This window comes from Nocardia citri (genome assembly GCF_054065835.1).
In genome coordinates, this window is sequence record NZ_JBSUQM010000025.1 from 1 (window position 1) to 13,721 (window position 13,721).

Annotated in this window: 15 protein-coding genes; 4 read left to right on the forward strand and 11 right to left on the reverse strand. The window is 64.5% G+C overall.

What is annotated here, in order from left to right; all coding sequences use genetic code 11:
* Positions 1-757: 757 nt before the first annotated feature.
* The 3 genes from ACW2Q0_RS25460 to ACW2Q0_RS25470 form a co-directional block, all read right to left on the reverse strand.
* Entirely contained in the window at positions 758-1,672 is a 915-nt protein-coding gene (locus ACW2Q0_RS25460; protein ID WP_457193433.1) for an undecaprenyl-diphosphate phosphatase, read from the reverse strand.
* A 611-nt stretch (positions 1,673-2,283) separates the two neighbouring features.
* Positions 2,284-2,481 (reverse strand): hypothetical protein, encoded by a 198-nt coding sequence (locus ACW2Q0_RS25465; RefSeq protein ID WP_457193434.1) that lies wholly within the window; start codon positions 2,479-2,481, stop codon positions 2,284-2,286.
* A gap of 29 nt (positions 2,482-2,510) precedes the next feature.
* Complete coding sequence (locus ACW2Q0_RS25470) at positions 2,511-2,939, reverse strand: PucR family transcriptional regulator (protein ID WP_457193435.1); 429 nt, start codon at positions 2,937-2,939, stop codon at positions 2,511-2,513.
* A 44-nt stretch (positions 2,940-2,983) separates the two neighbouring features.
* On the opposite strand from ACW2Q0_RS25470, the gene ACW2Q0_RS25475 reads away from it, so the two are divergent.
* Both ACW2Q0_RS25475 and ACW2Q0_RS25480 read left to right on the forward strand, forming a co-directional pair.
* Positions 2,984-4,123 carry an esterase/lipase family protein gene (locus ACW2Q0_RS25475; RefSeq protein ID WP_457193436.1) on the forward strand — a complete coding sequence of 380 codons (1,140 nt, stop codon included), beginning with the start codon at positions 2,984-2,986 and terminating at the stop codon, positions 4,121-4,123.
* Positions 4,124-4,427: 304 nt separating this feature from the next.
* Positions 4,428-5,117, forward strand: a complete 690-nt coding sequence (locus ACW2Q0_RS25480) for a hypothetical protein (protein ID WP_457193437.1) — start codon at positions 4,428-4,430, stop codon at positions 5,115-5,117.
* A gap of 32 nt (positions 5,118-5,149) precedes the next feature.
* Here the strand turns inward: ACW2Q0_RS25480 and ACW2Q0_RS25485 are convergent, their stop codons facing one another.
* From ACW2Q0_RS25485 to ACW2Q0_RS25500, 4 genes are all read right to left on the reverse strand, one after another.
* Positions 5,150-5,563, reverse strand: a complete 414-nt coding sequence (locus tag ACW2Q0_RS25485; RefSeq protein ID WP_457193438.1) for an arsenate reductase ArsC — start codon at positions 5,561-5,563, stop codon at positions 5,150-5,152.
* Positions 5,564-5,631: 68 nt separating this feature from the next.
* On the reverse strand, positions 5,632-6,396 hold the full coding sequence (locus ACW2Q0_RS25490) for an aquaporin (protein WP_457193439.1): 765 nt from the start codon (positions 6,394-6,396) through the stop codon (positions 5,632-5,634).
* A complete protein-coding gene (locus ACW2Q0_RS25495) occupies positions 6,393-6,767 on the reverse strand; it encodes an ArsR/SmtB family transcription factor (RefSeq protein WP_457193511.1) in 375 nt (124 codons plus the stop codon). Before ACW2Q0_RS25495 ends, ACW2Q0_RS25490 begins: the two co-directional genes overlap by 4 nt.
* 75 nt (positions 6,768-6,842) lie before the next feature.
* The gene (locus tag ACW2Q0_RS25500; protein ID WP_457193440.1) at positions 6,843-7,352 is read right to left on the reverse strand and encodes an ArsI/CadI family heavy metal resistance metalloenzyme; all 510 of its coding nucleotides are present in this window, start codon (positions 7,350-7,352) and stop codon (positions 6,843-6,845) included.
* Positions 7,353-7,461: 109 nt separating this feature from the next.
* Here ACW2Q0_RS25500 and ACW2Q0_RS25505 point away from each other — a divergent pair, with 109 nt between their 5' ends.
* On the forward strand, positions 7,462-7,821 hold the full coding sequence (locus ACW2Q0_RS25505) for an Rv2640c family ArsR-like transcriptional regulator (protein WP_457193441.1): 360 nt from the start codon (positions 7,462-7,464) through the stop codon (positions 7,819-7,821).
* Between the two features lie 197 nt (positions 7,822-8,018).
* Here the strand turns inward: ACW2Q0_RS25505 and ACW2Q0_RS25510 are convergent, their stop codons facing one another.
* Genes ACW2Q0_RS25510 through ACW2Q0_RS25520 form a run of 3 tightly spaced genes read right to left on the reverse strand, consistent with a single transcriptional unit; the run spans position 8,019 to position 11,349 of the window.
* A complete protein-coding gene (locus ACW2Q0_RS25510; protein WP_457193442.1) occupies positions 8,019-8,927 on the reverse strand; it encodes a UbiA family prenyltransferase in 909 nt (302 codons plus the stop codon).
* A 5-nt stretch (positions 8,928-8,932) separates the two neighbouring features.
* Positions 8,933-10,309 carry a cytochrome P450 gene (locus tag ACW2Q0_RS25515; protein WP_457193443.1) on the reverse strand — a complete coding sequence of 459 codons (1,377 nt, stop codon included), beginning with the start codon at positions 10,307-10,309 and terminating at the stop codon, positions 8,933-8,935.
* Positions 10,306-11,349: a polyprenyl synthetase family protein gene (locus ACW2Q0_RS25520; protein WP_457193444.1), complete on the reverse strand. Its 1,044-nt coding sequence runs from the start codon at positions 11,347-11,349 to the stop codon at positions 10,306-10,308. The genes ACW2Q0_RS25515 and ACW2Q0_RS25520 overlap by 4 nt, the downstream gene beginning before the upstream one ends.
* Before the next feature lie 85 nt (positions 11,350-11,434).
* Between ACW2Q0_RS25520 and ACW2Q0_RS25525 the strand changes: the two genes are divergently transcribed.
* Positions 11,435-12,562, forward strand: coding sequence for a TetR/AcrR family transcriptional regulator (locus ACW2Q0_RS25525; RefSeq protein ID WP_457193445.1), 1,128 nt, complete (start codon positions 11,435-11,437; stop codon positions 12,560-12,562).
* Here the strand turns inward: ACW2Q0_RS25525 and ACW2Q0_RS25530 are convergent.
* Entirely contained in the window at positions 12,539-13,657 is a 1,119-nt protein-coding gene (locus ACW2Q0_RS25530) for a TetR/AcrR family transcriptional regulator (RefSeq protein WP_457193446.1), read from the reverse strand. The two genes, ACW2Q0_RS25525 and ACW2Q0_RS25530, sit on opposite strands and share 24 nt — an antisense overlap.
* Positions 13,658-13,721: the final 64 nt, after the last annotated feature.

The following is a 13,721-nucleotide window of genomic DNA, read 5'->3' on the forward strand; positions in this document are numbered from 1 at the left end:
CCGTGACCGGCTCGACCAGGTCACGGACCGTCCGGAACAGATCATCCTCACCCATCAGCCATCACCATCCACCAGCAACCCACACCGAGTAACGCGGGTTGACTTCGTCAACCACAGCGTATCCCCGCACGACGGCGGCGACTGAGCCTTGGTATGAGGCAGTTTGTGGGGGTCGAGGGGAACCAGCCGAATGAAATCCGCTGAATCGGTCGAAGAGCATGCCAGGTCAGCAAACGCGCTCCCGACACACGCTGCGATCCTGGGGAACTCAGCCGGGGAGCTTCAGGGGTGGATCGGTATTTCCCGAGCGCCTACTGCACTACAGCAGCGTTGCCCGTCGCCTCGAACAGATCGCAAAGGCGATGGGTACCGAACTCGGCGAGCCCACCGGACTGTTACGTCCAGGCCCGCGCTCACGGCGTGGCGGCTGCTCGACGACCGATCACCGCCGATTTCCCACCTGCACGACTCGCCTCCCGATATCTCCGCACGCCGACCCTGGATCCCACCGGAGGTCGACACAATCCTGCACCGTTCACTCGCGAAGGATCCCAGCGCCCGCTACACCACCTGTACAGAACCCATCGCCTTACTCACCGAGGCACTCAGCGATGCCGCCCCTCGCCCCACGTTCCGTTTCTGAACAGTTTGAGCACTGCGTTCACCCGATCGCCATTGGGGCGAACCACCTTCGGGCGCAATGCCTTCGGTCACGATTTTTACAGGATTGATCGACGATGCCCTTTCGTCGACGATGTCAGCTGAAATGGATGATCGAGAGCACTCCCACGATCAGTGAGTACGTCGCGAACGGTAGGAGTGTGCGCGTTTGGAAGTGCCGCTCCAGGTAGCGCACAGCCAGCCAGGATGACGTCCCGGACACGATGGCGCCGACGAGTACCGGCCCGCGGATGCCGTCGGTTTCCGGCCCGAACAATTCCGGCATTTCCACGATCCCGGCGCCCAGGATTGCGGGAGTGGCCAGCAGGAAGGCGAATTTGGCCGCGTGGGTGTGTTCGAGTCCGCGCCACAATCCGCCGACCATGGTCAGACCGGCGCGGCTGAACCCGGTCAGCAGGGCACCGGCTTGGGCGAATCCGATGCCGACGGCGTCGCGCGCCCCGAGAGCGGCCAGTCGCCGGTCGGTTTGGCGGGCCGGAAGCGATGCGGCGGTGAGGGCGAAACGTCGACCGTATTCCGCCAGCGTCGGCTCGTTGCGTCGGCGCAGCCCCTCACCGACGATCAATACGACGCCATTGAGAGTCAGGAAGATGGCCGCGTCGATGGGTCCCTCGAACAGGGCGTGCAGCGGATGCACGAGCAGCGGCCCGAGGACGGCCACCGGCGTGGACGCGATCACGATCAGCCAGGCCAATCGCTGGGGAACGGTATCGAGCCGCCTGGTGCGCAGTGTTGTCACGAAACCGGTGATTATCGAATACCAGTCGCGCCAGTAATACCCGAGCAACGCCACGGCTGTCGCCACGTGTAGCGCGACCACGAACGCCAGGTAGGGATTGCCCGCGCCGGAGTCGTTCTGGACCAACACCTTCCGCCAATCACCTCCCACCCATGCGGCGATCAGCACGGAGTGACCGAGGCTGGAGATCGGGAACAGCTCGGTAACCCCCTGCACCGCACCGATGACAGTCGCTTCAAGATAGGTGATCATCGCGACGATTGTTGCACGTGCGCGACATTCCTTCCGGCCGGGAGTAGCACAGGACGATTTGTCCGAATATCAGCTCCCGCAGCACCTTTCGGGAGTGATTTCGGGTCCGGACTACCGAGTGGCATCCACCTGCGGCGTTGGCTGGGACTCGCTGTTCGGACAGCGGTCGGCACGACAGGAGTGTGCTGTGCCGTGATGGCGGAGCCTCACCGGGGACGTCGGCACGAATGGACCTGGGGTGTCCAGCAATTCGTCGGCGCACATCGAGCGAACTTCGTCCATGAGTTCATGGTGCGACGTGCCCACGGGCGGAGAATGTTTCGATTACCGCGCACCGACGCTCACGAGGACTGCGGTCATCGGGCCCGGTGCACGCTCAGCTCTGGATCGCTGAGCGTTGTGGATCGAGAACGGAGGCTATGTCGCCGAAGGGCTTTTCGACCTGCCCGGCGACACACTGTGCCGCCGGGCAGGTTCCTTCCCCGTTCGCTGCGCAAACGCCGCCACGTCGCACAGCGCGCTGCCATGGTAGCGCGAGCGGCCGGCGATGCTTGGCAGCCACGCCGACGGCGGCGTGTTCGGCCCGTTCGAAGCCGATGAGTAGATCGGTACTACTGCGCCGCAGCAGGTTCGGTTGCCGGGCTGGGCATTCTGGCAAGGCGATGCGGTGCCAGTAGGGATTTCACGGTTTCCGCGGGCAGCAGGCCGAGTTCGGTGGCGATTTCTTCGGGGCGTCCGGTGTGTAACGCCTGCTTGGCGATTCGCGCATTGGCGGCGTTAGTGATGTACACCGCGATGGTCGCCGACACCCGCCGCGCGCTCGATCTCCAATCGGAGTTCAATCTGACCCAGGATCGCCGCACCGATTCCGACCGCGGGCACGCGGCCATGTGCGGGCCATCCGAGGCCAGTGTGTCGGAGGCCCCGCGTGCGGCGATGACAGACCACCTGGAGCGAGTCGCCGAAACGGTCGCCCGGATCGGCGCTCGAGCCGCCTACTCGGGGACTGATGGATGCGCTGGATGGTGAGCGATGCGGCGAGCAGGCGCGAATTGTTCGGGTCGGCCGGATCGATACCGGTGAGTTCGGCGATGCGGCGCAGTCGATAGCTGAAGGTATTGGGGTGCACATGAAGTCGTGCGGCCGCTGCTTTGCGGTCGGAGCCGTGCCGCAGGTGTGCTTGCGATGCCTCCAGCAGGTGTGGATTGCCCAGCAGCAGGGTGATCCGTTGACCATCGCATTTCGTACGATCTGTGATCTGCGGCATAGTGACTGGCGTGGGGCGGACCCGATCGGGATGGGAAGTGCGAAATGTTTGCAATGAAGCAACGCGGCTGCCGCGCCTTCGCGGGTGCCGCCCTCATCGCTGGACTGGCGGTGGCACATGGGCTCGGAATCGGGGCTGCGGGCGCGGAGCCCGCCGAATCCGATCAGCAGTTCCTCGTCGAACGGCTCGATGTGGGGCTCGCGCCGGCTCCGGACGGGCGGCAGCCACAGGCGATCGTGGACGCCGGAAGTGGCTCGGGCTGGGCGAAGAGCGTCGCATCCGACACCGTCGGTGAAGGGCCCGAAATGGCAGTCGCCCTTGCGGCGTTCGCGTACAGTCTCACGCACCCGGATGCCGCGCCCGCGGGGGCGAATCGGTGGGACTGCAAGCCGAGTGCCGAACATCCGAATCCCGTGGTGTTGCTGCACGGCACCTGGCTCAATGCCTTCGACACCTTCGCCTATCTCTCGCCGCAGTTGGCGCGGGCGGGATTGTGCGTTTTCGCCTTCAATTTCGGGCGATCGGGGCTGATGGACGGCGGCGGGGTCGGTGCGGTGCTGCCCGGTCGTTACGGGCTCGGGCCGATGGCCGAATCCTCGCGCCAGGTAGCGGATTTCGTGGAGCGGGTGCGGGCGGCGACGGGAGCGCAGAAGGTCGACATCGTTGGTCACTCGCAAGGCGGCACGGTGGCGAATCAGTATCTGAAATTCGACGGAGGTGCCGATAAGGTCGGCAAGCTGATCACTTTCGGTGCGACACATCACGGTACGTCGTTAATGGGTATCGCGTCGCTGGGGCGGGCGATCAATAACCTCGGTGTGAACATCCTGGGTTTCTACGAGCCGATCGTCGGGCAGTCGAATATCGAACAGGCGGTGGGGTCTTCGTTCTATGCGCGACTCAATGCGAACGGCGATACCGTGCCCGGTGTCGAATACATCGTTGTCGGGTCGCGGTACGACGAGGTGACCAATCCGTACAACTGGACATTCCTGCAGGCTGGGCCGGATGCCACGGTCGACAACATCACGTTGCAGGACGGCTGCGAACAGGATCTGTCCGACCACCTGACCATGATGTACTCACCGCGTTCGACCTCGATCGCGCTCGCGGCCCTCGATCCCGCGTACCATTCGAACCTGAACTGCGCCTTCAACCAGTGGTTGATCGGAGGCGCCCGCTGAACCCTGCACGAATCGATCGAACCGGGCAACGTGTAGGACTTCCCAATCTCGGGAGGTTCGGCGATCTGAGTGAAAATTGACCCTGCCACTGTTCCCGCGAACCCGGCCTCGACATCCCGCCGCAGTCCAAGCGGCCCCCGAAGTATCGACACCGACTGGCCCGCCGCGCGATACCACGACGTCGGAGTCGATCCGGCCGATGACGGATGCTCCAGCGCCGAAGGCGGTTTCGGCACCGGTCAGTATTCGACCGCCAGATCCTCCGCAGCTGTCGGCGGATGTTCGCGGGCCGGAGGCAGTGTCGGTGCCAGCGGACCTCCCGGAGCTCGATGCGGTATCGCTGCTGTACGTCGAGAGAGCGCATTCCCGTGGGGATTCCGTCGATTCGCCCGCACCTCGGACGGCCGTGGAATTGGCCGCACAGCATGGGCTGGACATCATCGGGTTCGATGGGCCGAATGTCGACACGGATGTTATCCGGGAGGTCACGGCGGCGGTCGGCGATATGCTCACGAGGTATCCGATTGCCCTGCGCGGTATACGGATTACCGATCCGGACGACAGTGCGCCCGCGATACGCGGACCAGTTCCGGTGCTACCGCAATCGGATGCATCGACGATCTGGATGGTGCTCGACGGTGGGGCCTTGGCAACGCTGGTTCCAGCGGACGGGGGTGTGCGGCCGCGCAGATGGTTGCGCCGTCGGCGCAATGCCGAGCGCCCGGTGTATGCGGCGGTCGTGCGTGAATTCGGTTGTGCGCTCGACGTCGCGGGCGACTTTCGGGCCCGGCACGAGGCACAGCGCCGACTGATCACCGAATCTCTGCGTGGCAGTGCGGATCTCGCCTACAATCCGCTGGATCCGAGCTCCGCCCTCCTCGATGCCTTTACCGATGTCGCATTACACGGGGATTGTGCGGGAAAGTTGGCAAAGGAGTTGCACGATATGCTGGTGAAAATGGCGCGAGCCGAGTCGACCGACCTGTCGGCCTGAAAGGCGCGCGCCCTGCCGGGGCTTACCGCTGGTCATGTGGTGAGCGTGTCGCCGAGTTCGGTGATCAGGTTGCGGACGTGGTGTTCGATCTGGTCGCGGATGCGGCGCACGGTGTCGATATCTTTGCCCGCGGGATCGTCGAGTTTCCAGTCGCGGTAAATGACGCCGGGGAAGTAGGGGCATGCGTCGCCACAGCCCATGGTGATCACCACATCGGAGGTTTCAACGGTGTTGGGGGTGAGGATTTTCGGTTTGTGGTCGGCGATGTGGATGCCGACTTCTGCCATGGCGGCGACGGCGATCGGATTGACCGTGCTGGCTGGTGTGCTCCCGGCAGAGCGGACTTCGATGGCGTGGCCAGCGAGGTGGTTGAGGAATCCGGCCGCCATTTGGGAGCGTCCGGCGTTGTGGACGCAGACGAACAAGACACTGATTTTCGAAGTCATCGCGTCGATGGTCCTTTCAGCGGACGGAGATGTCGAACTCCGTGCATAGGCAACGGCCGGCTTTTCGATCATGACGAACTCGGTTGTACGGCAAGCTGACCGGCGTTCTGCGTGGCAGCGTCTTGCGGTGTGGTCATATCGGGGGCGACCTCCGAGGCAGCGGGATAGAGCCAGACGATGAAGGCGAGCCCCAGTGCGGCGCCGAATATCTGAGCGACGATGTAGCCGGGCGCGGAGGCCGGGGCGATTCCGGCGAAGGTGTCGGAGAAGATACGGCCGATGGTGACGGCGGGGTTGGCGAAGCTGGTGGAGCTGGTGAACCAGTACGCCGCACCGATGAACGCACTCACTGTCGCTGCGGACAACGCGGCGCGGCAGGTGCGCGCAAGAGCGACGATCACCGCGATCAGCCCCGCCGTGGCTACGGCTTCCCCGAGCAGATGTCCGCGGGTGATTCGGTCGTGGGTGGATATCTGTACGACGGCCAGGTCGAACATGCCGTTGGCCAGCATCGATCCCGCGACGGCACCCACCACCTGCGCCAGGAGATATCCCGCGAGTTCGGGGTATTCGAGTCCGGTGCCGTTGCGTCGGCCGAGGAGCCAATCCGATACCGAGACGACGGGATTGAAGTGTGCTCCCGAGATCGGGCCGAATACCAGAATCAGCACACCGAGCCCGAGCATGGTGGCAGTCGAGTTCTCCAGCAACTGCAACCCGGTGTTGCCGGGCGATAGTTGCTGTGCCGCGATGCCGGAGCCGACTACCACGCACACCAGCAGCGCCGTACCGACTAATTCGGCCACCACCCGCCGCGCCATCTGGCCGCTCATCGCATCCCCGAGGACAGGCTGGCACCCAGCAGATGGGAAAGTTGCTGCAACGCGGCGGGCACGACGCGGTAATACACCCAGGAACCGCGCCGTTTGGATGACAGCAGCCCGGCCGCCCGCAACACCTTCAGATGGTGGGAGACGGTGGGCTGGCTGATGTCGAACCCGTCCGACAACTCACACACGCACACTTCCTGCCCGCCGTGGCTTGCCACCACTGACAGCAGCCGCAGCCGCACCGGGTCTGCCAACGCCTTGAAGACTCGCGCCAACGCGGCAGCCTCGTCGGTGCTCAACGGCTGACGGACTATGGGCGTGACCGCGCACGACGACGCGGCCACGCCGACCGGTGGCAACTCTGATATAGACACCCATCGATATTGATGAGCATCGAATCCGAGGGCAAGCGAACAGTCGGTGAACTCGCTCACCGTGCGGGCGGTCGATCAACAGCAGCCAGCCCTGGACGCTTGCGATTCTTGTTTGGCCGCGCTCCCGCAGCACGCGCCCTCGGTGGCGGCCTCCTCCGGTGTTCCGCAGCACATGTGCACCGCTTCGGTATCACGCGATTGTGGTGCGACACCGAAGGTTTCACTGTCGGCCAGTACCGTGTAAACCTCCCACCGCTCGGTGTCCGGGGCGGTGACCCACACCTTGTCCTGGGTGGCGAAACAACATGTGGTTGCGATCTGCTCCTTGGTGAACATCCCCGCGTCCGACAGCCGAACGATCTCGGCGCGCACCCGATCGGAGGACTCTACCTCGACACCGAGGTGATTGACGCTGCCGCCGTGGCCGGGGTTCTCGATCAGCACCAATTTCAGCGGCGGCTCGGCGATCGCGAAATTCGCGTACCCCGGCTTGCGCTTGGCTGGTCCGGTGGCGAACAGAGTCGAGTAGAACTGCACCGCCCGATCGATGTCGTCGACATTGAGGGCGAGTTGAACGCGTGACATCGGATACCTCCAGGAATTCGATCAGAAATTCGATATATGTCGAAATGGGACATGATCGAGTCTGCCGACCTTTTCGGCATATGTCAACAAAGTCGGTAGATTCGAAGGTATGCCCAAAGCGTTGCCTGTGATCGACATGTCCGCCCCGGTCTGCTGCGCACCCGTCGCCGCCGTCCCGGTGGACGAAAACTCCGCCCTCGAGGTCGCCTTGCGACTCAAGGCGATCGCCGATCCGGCCCGCGTCCGGCTGATGTCGCTGCTGCTCACCAGCCCGCGCGGCGAGGAAAATGGCGGCGATCTCGCGACGGCGGTCGGGTTATCGGAATCGACCGTCAGCCACCACCTCGCCCAACTCCGCACTGCGGGATTGGTCGAATCCGAGCGTCGCGGTATGAATACCTTCCATCGCGCCCGCCGTGATGCCCTCTCCGCCCTATGCGTCGTCCTCGATCCGAACTGCTGCACCTGACCGCGCGTCACGGGGCACACAGCGTCGACTTGGCCGCTTCACAAGGTGGGCGACGGTGGGCTTGCGTCTTGGCGGATTCTTGATCGCTGACGTGTGGTACCTACCGGATTGTCCGCGCTCACCCGGTTCGGGTAATCCGATCCCTCCCCGGTCTGCGTGAGCGTGTCCTGTCGAGGACCTCGATTCGGCCGGTGCGGTTACGTTGCGAAGACGAAGACCACGCTGGCCAGAGTCAGGCAGTACCAGTAGGTGTAGAGGAGGTAGGTGATGTGATCGGCGCGGCGATTCCGGTACCGCAGCACGCGGTAGGCGATGACTAGCGACAGCAGCGCCGCGACCATTCCGAGCAGCGCCGCGGCGGGTGGTGCGTTCCGGTATACCAGGAAATGTATGGCGATCGGGTAGACCGCGAAGGCCGCCGCGAAGAAACGTCGACACGCCATCTCGCCGAAAACCACTGCGGCGGTGCGTCTTCCGACTGCCATATCCCCGTCGATATCGCGCAGATCCTGCAGGGATACCAGTACACCCAGGGGTATGGCGATCGCCGCGATCCAGGTCCAAGCCGCGGCTGTCAGGGGCGTGACGATCTGCCAGGCGGCCGCGAGTTGAGCGACGGTACCCGCGACCATCGCGGCATTCTTGCCCCACAGCGCGCGGGCACCGCCGAGGAGATTGTGGAAGGTACACGCTACTATCCAGAGCACAGTCCATTCCAGGACCTGCAGCACCGCACCCAGTACGAGGAAGGCGGAAGTGGCCCAGACCAGCCGCCACTTGGCACCGAGCGGGGTGACGAGTCCGACGACGAGCGGCCGGTGCGGCTTGTTGCGGCGATCCTCCTCGATCCCGGTCAGCTGGTTGGACAGGTTGAAGGTGTAGATGTAAAGCCAAAAGTAGATCAGGCATGCGGCCAATACCTGCGGCAGTGACGCGACGCTCGCATGCGTACTCACCCAAGCCGCGATGGCGAAGGTCGTCGCGGGGACCACAGTTGCCGTCAGATCGCCTGCACTGAACGACCAGCAGATGTGGAATTCACGCAGCAGGCCACTGGCCAGCATGCCGACCCTGCGGCGCGCGGATGCTTCGGCGGGGGCAGCCATCTCTGCTATCCCGGCCTCGACACGGTCGAGTCGATGGCCACCGGATCGCGACGCCGCACCCGCATACCGAGTTTCGTCGGTGCGGGCAGATGCGCGAGCGAGACCGAGACGGGTCGATTCGATAGCGGAGCGACGCGCCAGCGTGCCGCGATCGTCGCCAGTGCCAAACTGGACTCGACCAGTCCGAATTGGTCACCGATGCAGCGGCGGGCACCGGCGCCGAAGGGGATGAACAGGGTTCGGTCCGGTTCCATGCCGATCCAGCGATCGGGCATGAATTCTCCTGCGCGCTCATAGATTTCATCGCGCCGATGAATAACGTGCGGACTGACCGCGACGGTCGTGCCCGCCGGAAGCGGGACGTTGTCGAGAGTGGTATCCGCCGAAACTACGCGGGTGAGCAACCATCCGGCCGGGTACAACCGCAGCGTTTCGGTCACCACCCGATTGACGACCGGCAGATTCGACAGGTCCTGGAAGCGGGCGGTGCCATCGCTCAGCACGGTATCGACTTCTTGCTGAACCTGCCGTCGCATATCCGGATTACGTCCGAGCAGATACAGTGCCCACGTCAGTGTGCTCGCGGTGGTTTCCGCACCCGCGAACAGGAACGTGAATACCTGGTCGATCAGTTCCTCGTCGTTCATCGCGGCCTGCGCGCCGTCGGAGTCCGGATCGCGGGCGAGCATGAGCGAGGACAGCAGGTCACCGTGGTCGCGATTGTCGGTCCGCCGCTGTTCGATGAGCTCGGCGGCCACTGTCCGCAGCCGATTCCGAGCCTGGTAGTAGCGCCGGTTCGCGGGTGTCGGCAGTCGGTTGACGACAGGTGGCAGCACCATCCGCCGGAATATGTTCGCGGCGATCGTCGCGAAATCATCGGCGACCTGCTGAACCGAGGCCTCCGGAAACGACGAGGAGAACATTGTCCGGACCGCTACCCGGACCGTGAGTTTCGACATTTCCGCGCCGAGCTGAATCCGTTGGCCGTCCTGCCAGGAGCCGACGACATCTTCGATCGAGTCGATCATGGCCTCGGCATATCCGGGCAAACGTGCCAGCTGGAATGCGGGTTGACTCAGGCGCCGTTGACGGCGGTGCCTGCTGTGCGGACAGGTTCCGATACCGTCTCCCGCGACCTCGCGGGAGCGATCGTAGAGTGGTCCGCCGCGGTCGAAGGTGCGGTCGTCGAGGAGTACGACCCGGGCCAATTCGGGATCGCAGACCACCACGACCGGCAATGGACCCAATTGCACCCGGCTGAGGCGCCCATGGTTGGGGAGTGTCGACAGGAATCCGATCGGATCGGTGAGAAAACGCAGGCCGTGACCGAGAAGTGGTACGGCATCCGGGGCTAGCGGGATCGACTCGATCGGGTTTTTCATGCAGACCTACTCGTCATCATCGCGGCGAGTAGTCGAAGGTCCTCGGTGGCATCGTCGGCGGACAGCCCGGTCAGGCAGTCGAGCGCGGCATCGAGTTGCCGATCGGCTTCCCGTTCAGCCCACTCGCGTGCGCCGGTGAGTTCGATCAGGCAGGCGATCCGGTGCAGTGTTTCGTGATCTCGACCGGCCTCGCGATACAACTCGCGCAGCACATCCGCGGTGGGACCGGTCGAATCCAGTGCGCGCGAGATCGGTGGGGACTTCTTGCGATTGGCGAGGTCGGGATAAAGCGGCTTGCCGGTCATGCTCGGATTGCCCCAGATGCCGAGTATGTCATTGATCAATTGGAATGCGATGCCGAGATGGTGTCCGAATTCGGCCAGGGCTCTGGCTTGTTCCGGATCGGCGCCACCGGCGATCGCGCCCATTTCGCAGGCGCAGGATAACAGCGCCGCGGTCTTCGACTCGAGGACGGCGAGGGATTCGTCGAGGTCGACCGGCTCGCAGTGCGCTGACTCGATATCCGCGGACGGCGCATTGCACAGGGCGTCAAGGGCTTTCGACAGCAGCGTAATGCCGGGGCGGCCGACCATCTCGTTGATCGCCATGGCGAGTAGCGCATCTCCGGCGAGCTGGGCGCCGCGTTCTCCATATGCCGACCAAGCCGATCGGCGGTTGCGCTGCTCGTCGCCGTCCGTGAGATCGTCGTGCAGTAATGCGAAATCGTGCACGAGTTCGACAGCGACGGCCTCGGCGACGCCCTGGGGTGCCTCCGTGGCCGCTACGGCTTTGGCCGATGCGAGTACCAGTGCCGGACGGATCGACTTGCCGACCTTTTTGCTCGGCCGTCCCGTGGCGTCCAACCAGCCGGCGTGGTAGCCGACGATCATTCTGATCGGTGGGGCAATGCGGTCCAGGGAAGAACGGTATGCGGGCTCGACCAGCCGCCTGGCCTCATCGAGCACCGCGGCCGCGGTTCGCGACCCGGATTCGTACCTGGTAATGCCCACTACCTGTCCTTCGATGCCCGCCTCGCTCATGCTCTCGCACGTAGCATTGAGATGGTATCAACATTTGGATGATATGCGCATCTGTAAATGAACAGAACGGTTGGTGGAGTAACCGATGGGTCGTCAGAGCAGAGCCGCATTGCAGCAACGCAATCGCGACCGGGTCCTAGCGGCTGCCAAGGCCGAATTCGCCGAACGCGGTTTTCGTGGCGCGACGGTCGATGACATCGCCGAGCGCGCGGACCTGACCCGCGGCGCGGTGTACTCCAACTTCGCTGGTAAGCGGGCGTTGTATCTAGCCGTGCTGGCCGCGGAAGCCGAAGCGGCGCCGGAACTCCTCGATGGTGGACCGGCGCGCACCCCGGTGGCGGCCATCGGCCGATTCGCGCGGACCTGGGTCGACCGTCTCCCCGGCTCGGCGAACGGCCCGGTGGACGGCATCGTGCAGCTGCGCTCGCCGATGCTGGCGCACGACCTCATTCCCGAACTCGTTGTCGACGAATATCTGCGCGGATCGTTCGTGCAGCTGATCAAATTGGACGCTATCCTGCTCGGCCTGGCACTCGCCGGCCTCGACGACGGTGCCGGGTCCGTATTGCCCGGTCGCTGGCTCGGCATCGCCGAATCGGTAATCACCCTGCTGTACGGCGCAACCCAATTGTCTTTCGTCGCACCGGAATTCGTGGACGGAGCAAAGGTGATCGCTGCCTGTGAGCAGATGGTGCACCATCGGATCGACGACGGCGCGCGGACCATGGCGCATATCGCTGCGGTGGCCGACGTCTACGAACCGTGGACGCCACCACCGTGCCGTGACCTCGTCCATAGGGCGGCTGCGGACCTTTCCGGTGGAAATGTCGTCGCCGTACTGGGGATGAACAAGCTCGGCGCCGTCGCGGATATCCTGCGTAACCAGCCCATCGGAGGTCGCACCACGGTCGCCATGGTCACCGCCGACGTGACGGAGGTGGCCCAACTCGCTCGCCTCGCGGTCAGCGATATCAGTCGGTCGCTGCGTGCCGCGTTTCCGTATCCCGCGGTGCCCGGCATGCAGGTGGTGCTCGACGAATCCGGCGAACTCGCACGGGCTTGCGGGCTCGATGTCGTTGATGACGACACCGAGAGTGCGGTATTCGTCGACAGCGAACGGGTGGTGGCGCGGGCGACGGGGGCGGGTGCCTGTCAGGCGCTGGCAAACAGGTTCGGCACGCTCGAAGACCTACGTTCGGTTCGGAGCCGCTGAACTCGTGTGCACGGTTGCCGCGGCCTCGGCTGCGCCCCGCCCCTCGGCCCGTGTTGTGATACGGCCGTTCTCGACGATGACGGCGAATTCGGAATTGTCGTCGATTCGGTCGAATCCGCATGCGGCCGCGAGTGTTCCGGAATCATCGACGATCACCTGCAGCCGAGGTAGCGCCGTCGCGGGGAACGCACGGCGCAATGACCGGCAGATATCCGCGATCGCGAGCCGCGCCAGCGGTGCGAGTTCCGCGGGGTGATCACTTACCAGCGCCAGCGTGATATCGGTGTGCTCGGGCCAGATCGACAGCGCCGCTTCGATGGTGCCGATCCGGTGCATGCCGAGGACGGCGATCAGGCCGTCGCCATCGAGTCGAGCCGAGGCGGCCCGTATGCGATCGGTGCAGGGCGGTGGTTCCCAAGGCTCGTCGACCCGGGTGGCGTGCGCGCCGCCGGGCCGGGGGGGTGTCGGTGTCTTCACACCACCGAGGAGCGCGACCTGTTCGCACAGCGCGATGGCCCGTGCCGGATCGGTGAATTCGGGCGCGACGTATGACAGTTGGGTCGTTCCGTAGAGGATCGTCAGCACGGATTCGGCACTGGCGATGAAACTTTCCAGCGGTACCGTGGTCGGTTGGCTGATGGCCCGCAGTGATACGGCGAGCAGCAGCGCGTCCAGGGCAAGCAGTTGGGCGAACGGTCGCCGGATCTGTTCGCTCATCAGGACTTCGGGCACGAAATCGACACTCAGCGCCGGGGAGGTGAACTGGTCGTCCTCGCTGTACTCGTACTGGCTCGACTGCGGGAGTTGCTCGAGCCAGGTACTCGCGAATGCGCCGAGCGCGGCGGCCGGTGTGTCGGCCTGCGCGGGGCCGTCGGGTGGGGCGGCCTGTTCGGCCTCGTGTGCGAGCACCGCCAGATAGAGCGCCCGCTTGCCAGGAAAATTGGAATAGACCGCACCACGTGTCATATCCGCGCGCTCGGCGATGCCGTCGACCGTCGCGCCGCGGAATCCGCGCTGCGCGAACTCGGACTTGGCTGCGGCCAACACCTTTCTGCGGGTGGCGTCTTGCTGCTGTGCCCTCGTCAGACGAACCATCGGTCCCTTCGCTGTTCCCTTGCTTCCTGCGGCACCGCGCAGCGTACCGGTTCGACACTCGTGC

Bases quoted from the DNA above. Each gene is read 5' to 3' on its own strand.
- ACW2Q0_RS25460 (WP_457193433.1), bottom strand. From the start codon at position 1,672: ATGATCACCTATCTTGAAGCGACTGTCATCGGTGCGGTGCAGGGGGTT.
- ACW2Q0_RS25470 (WP_457193435.1), bottom strand. From the start codon at position 2,939: ATGCCGCAGATCACAGATCGTACGAAATGCGATGGTCAACGGATCACC.
- ACW2Q0_RS25475 (WP_457193436.1), top strand. From the start codon at position 2,984: ATGTTTGCAATGAAGCAACGCGGCTGCCGCGCCTTCGCGGGTGCCGCC.
- ACW2Q0_RS25485 (WP_457193438.1), bottom strand. From the start codon at position 5,563: ATGACTTCGAAAATCAGTGTCTTGTTCGTCTGCGTCCACAACGCCGGA.
- ACW2Q0_RS25490 (WP_457193439.1), bottom strand. From the start codon at position 6,396: ATGAGCGGCCAGATGGCGCGGCGGGTGGTGGCCGAATTAGTCGGTACG.
- ACW2Q0_RS25500 (WP_457193440.1), bottom strand. From the start codon at position 7,352: ATGTCACGCGTTCAACTCGCCCTCAATGTCGACGACATCGATCGGGCG.
- ACW2Q0_RS25505 (WP_457193441.1), top strand. From the start codon at position 7,462: ATGCCCAAAGCGTTGCCTGTGATCGACATGTCCGCCCCGGTCTGCTGC.
- ACW2Q0_RS25510 (WP_457193442.1), bottom strand. From the start codon at position 8,927: ATGGCTGCCCCCGCCGAAGCATCCGCGCGCCGCAGGGTCGGCATGCTG.
- ACW2Q0_RS25515 (WP_457193443.1), bottom strand. From the start codon at position 10,309: ATGAAAAACCCGATCGAGTCGATCCCGCTAGCCCCGGATGCCGTACCA.
- ACW2Q0_RS25520 (WP_457193444.1), bottom strand. From the start codon at position 11,349: ATGAGCGAGGCGGGCATCGAAGGACAGGTAGTGGGCATTACCAGGTAC.
- ACW2Q0_RS25525 (WP_457193445.1), top strand. From the start codon at position 11,435: ATGGGTCGTCAGAGCAGAGCCGCATTGCAGCAACGCAATCGCGACCGG.
- ACW2Q0_RS25530 (WP_457193446.1), bottom strand. From the start codon at position 13,657: ATGGTTCGTCTGACGAGGGCACAGCAGCAAGACGCCACCCGCAGAAAG.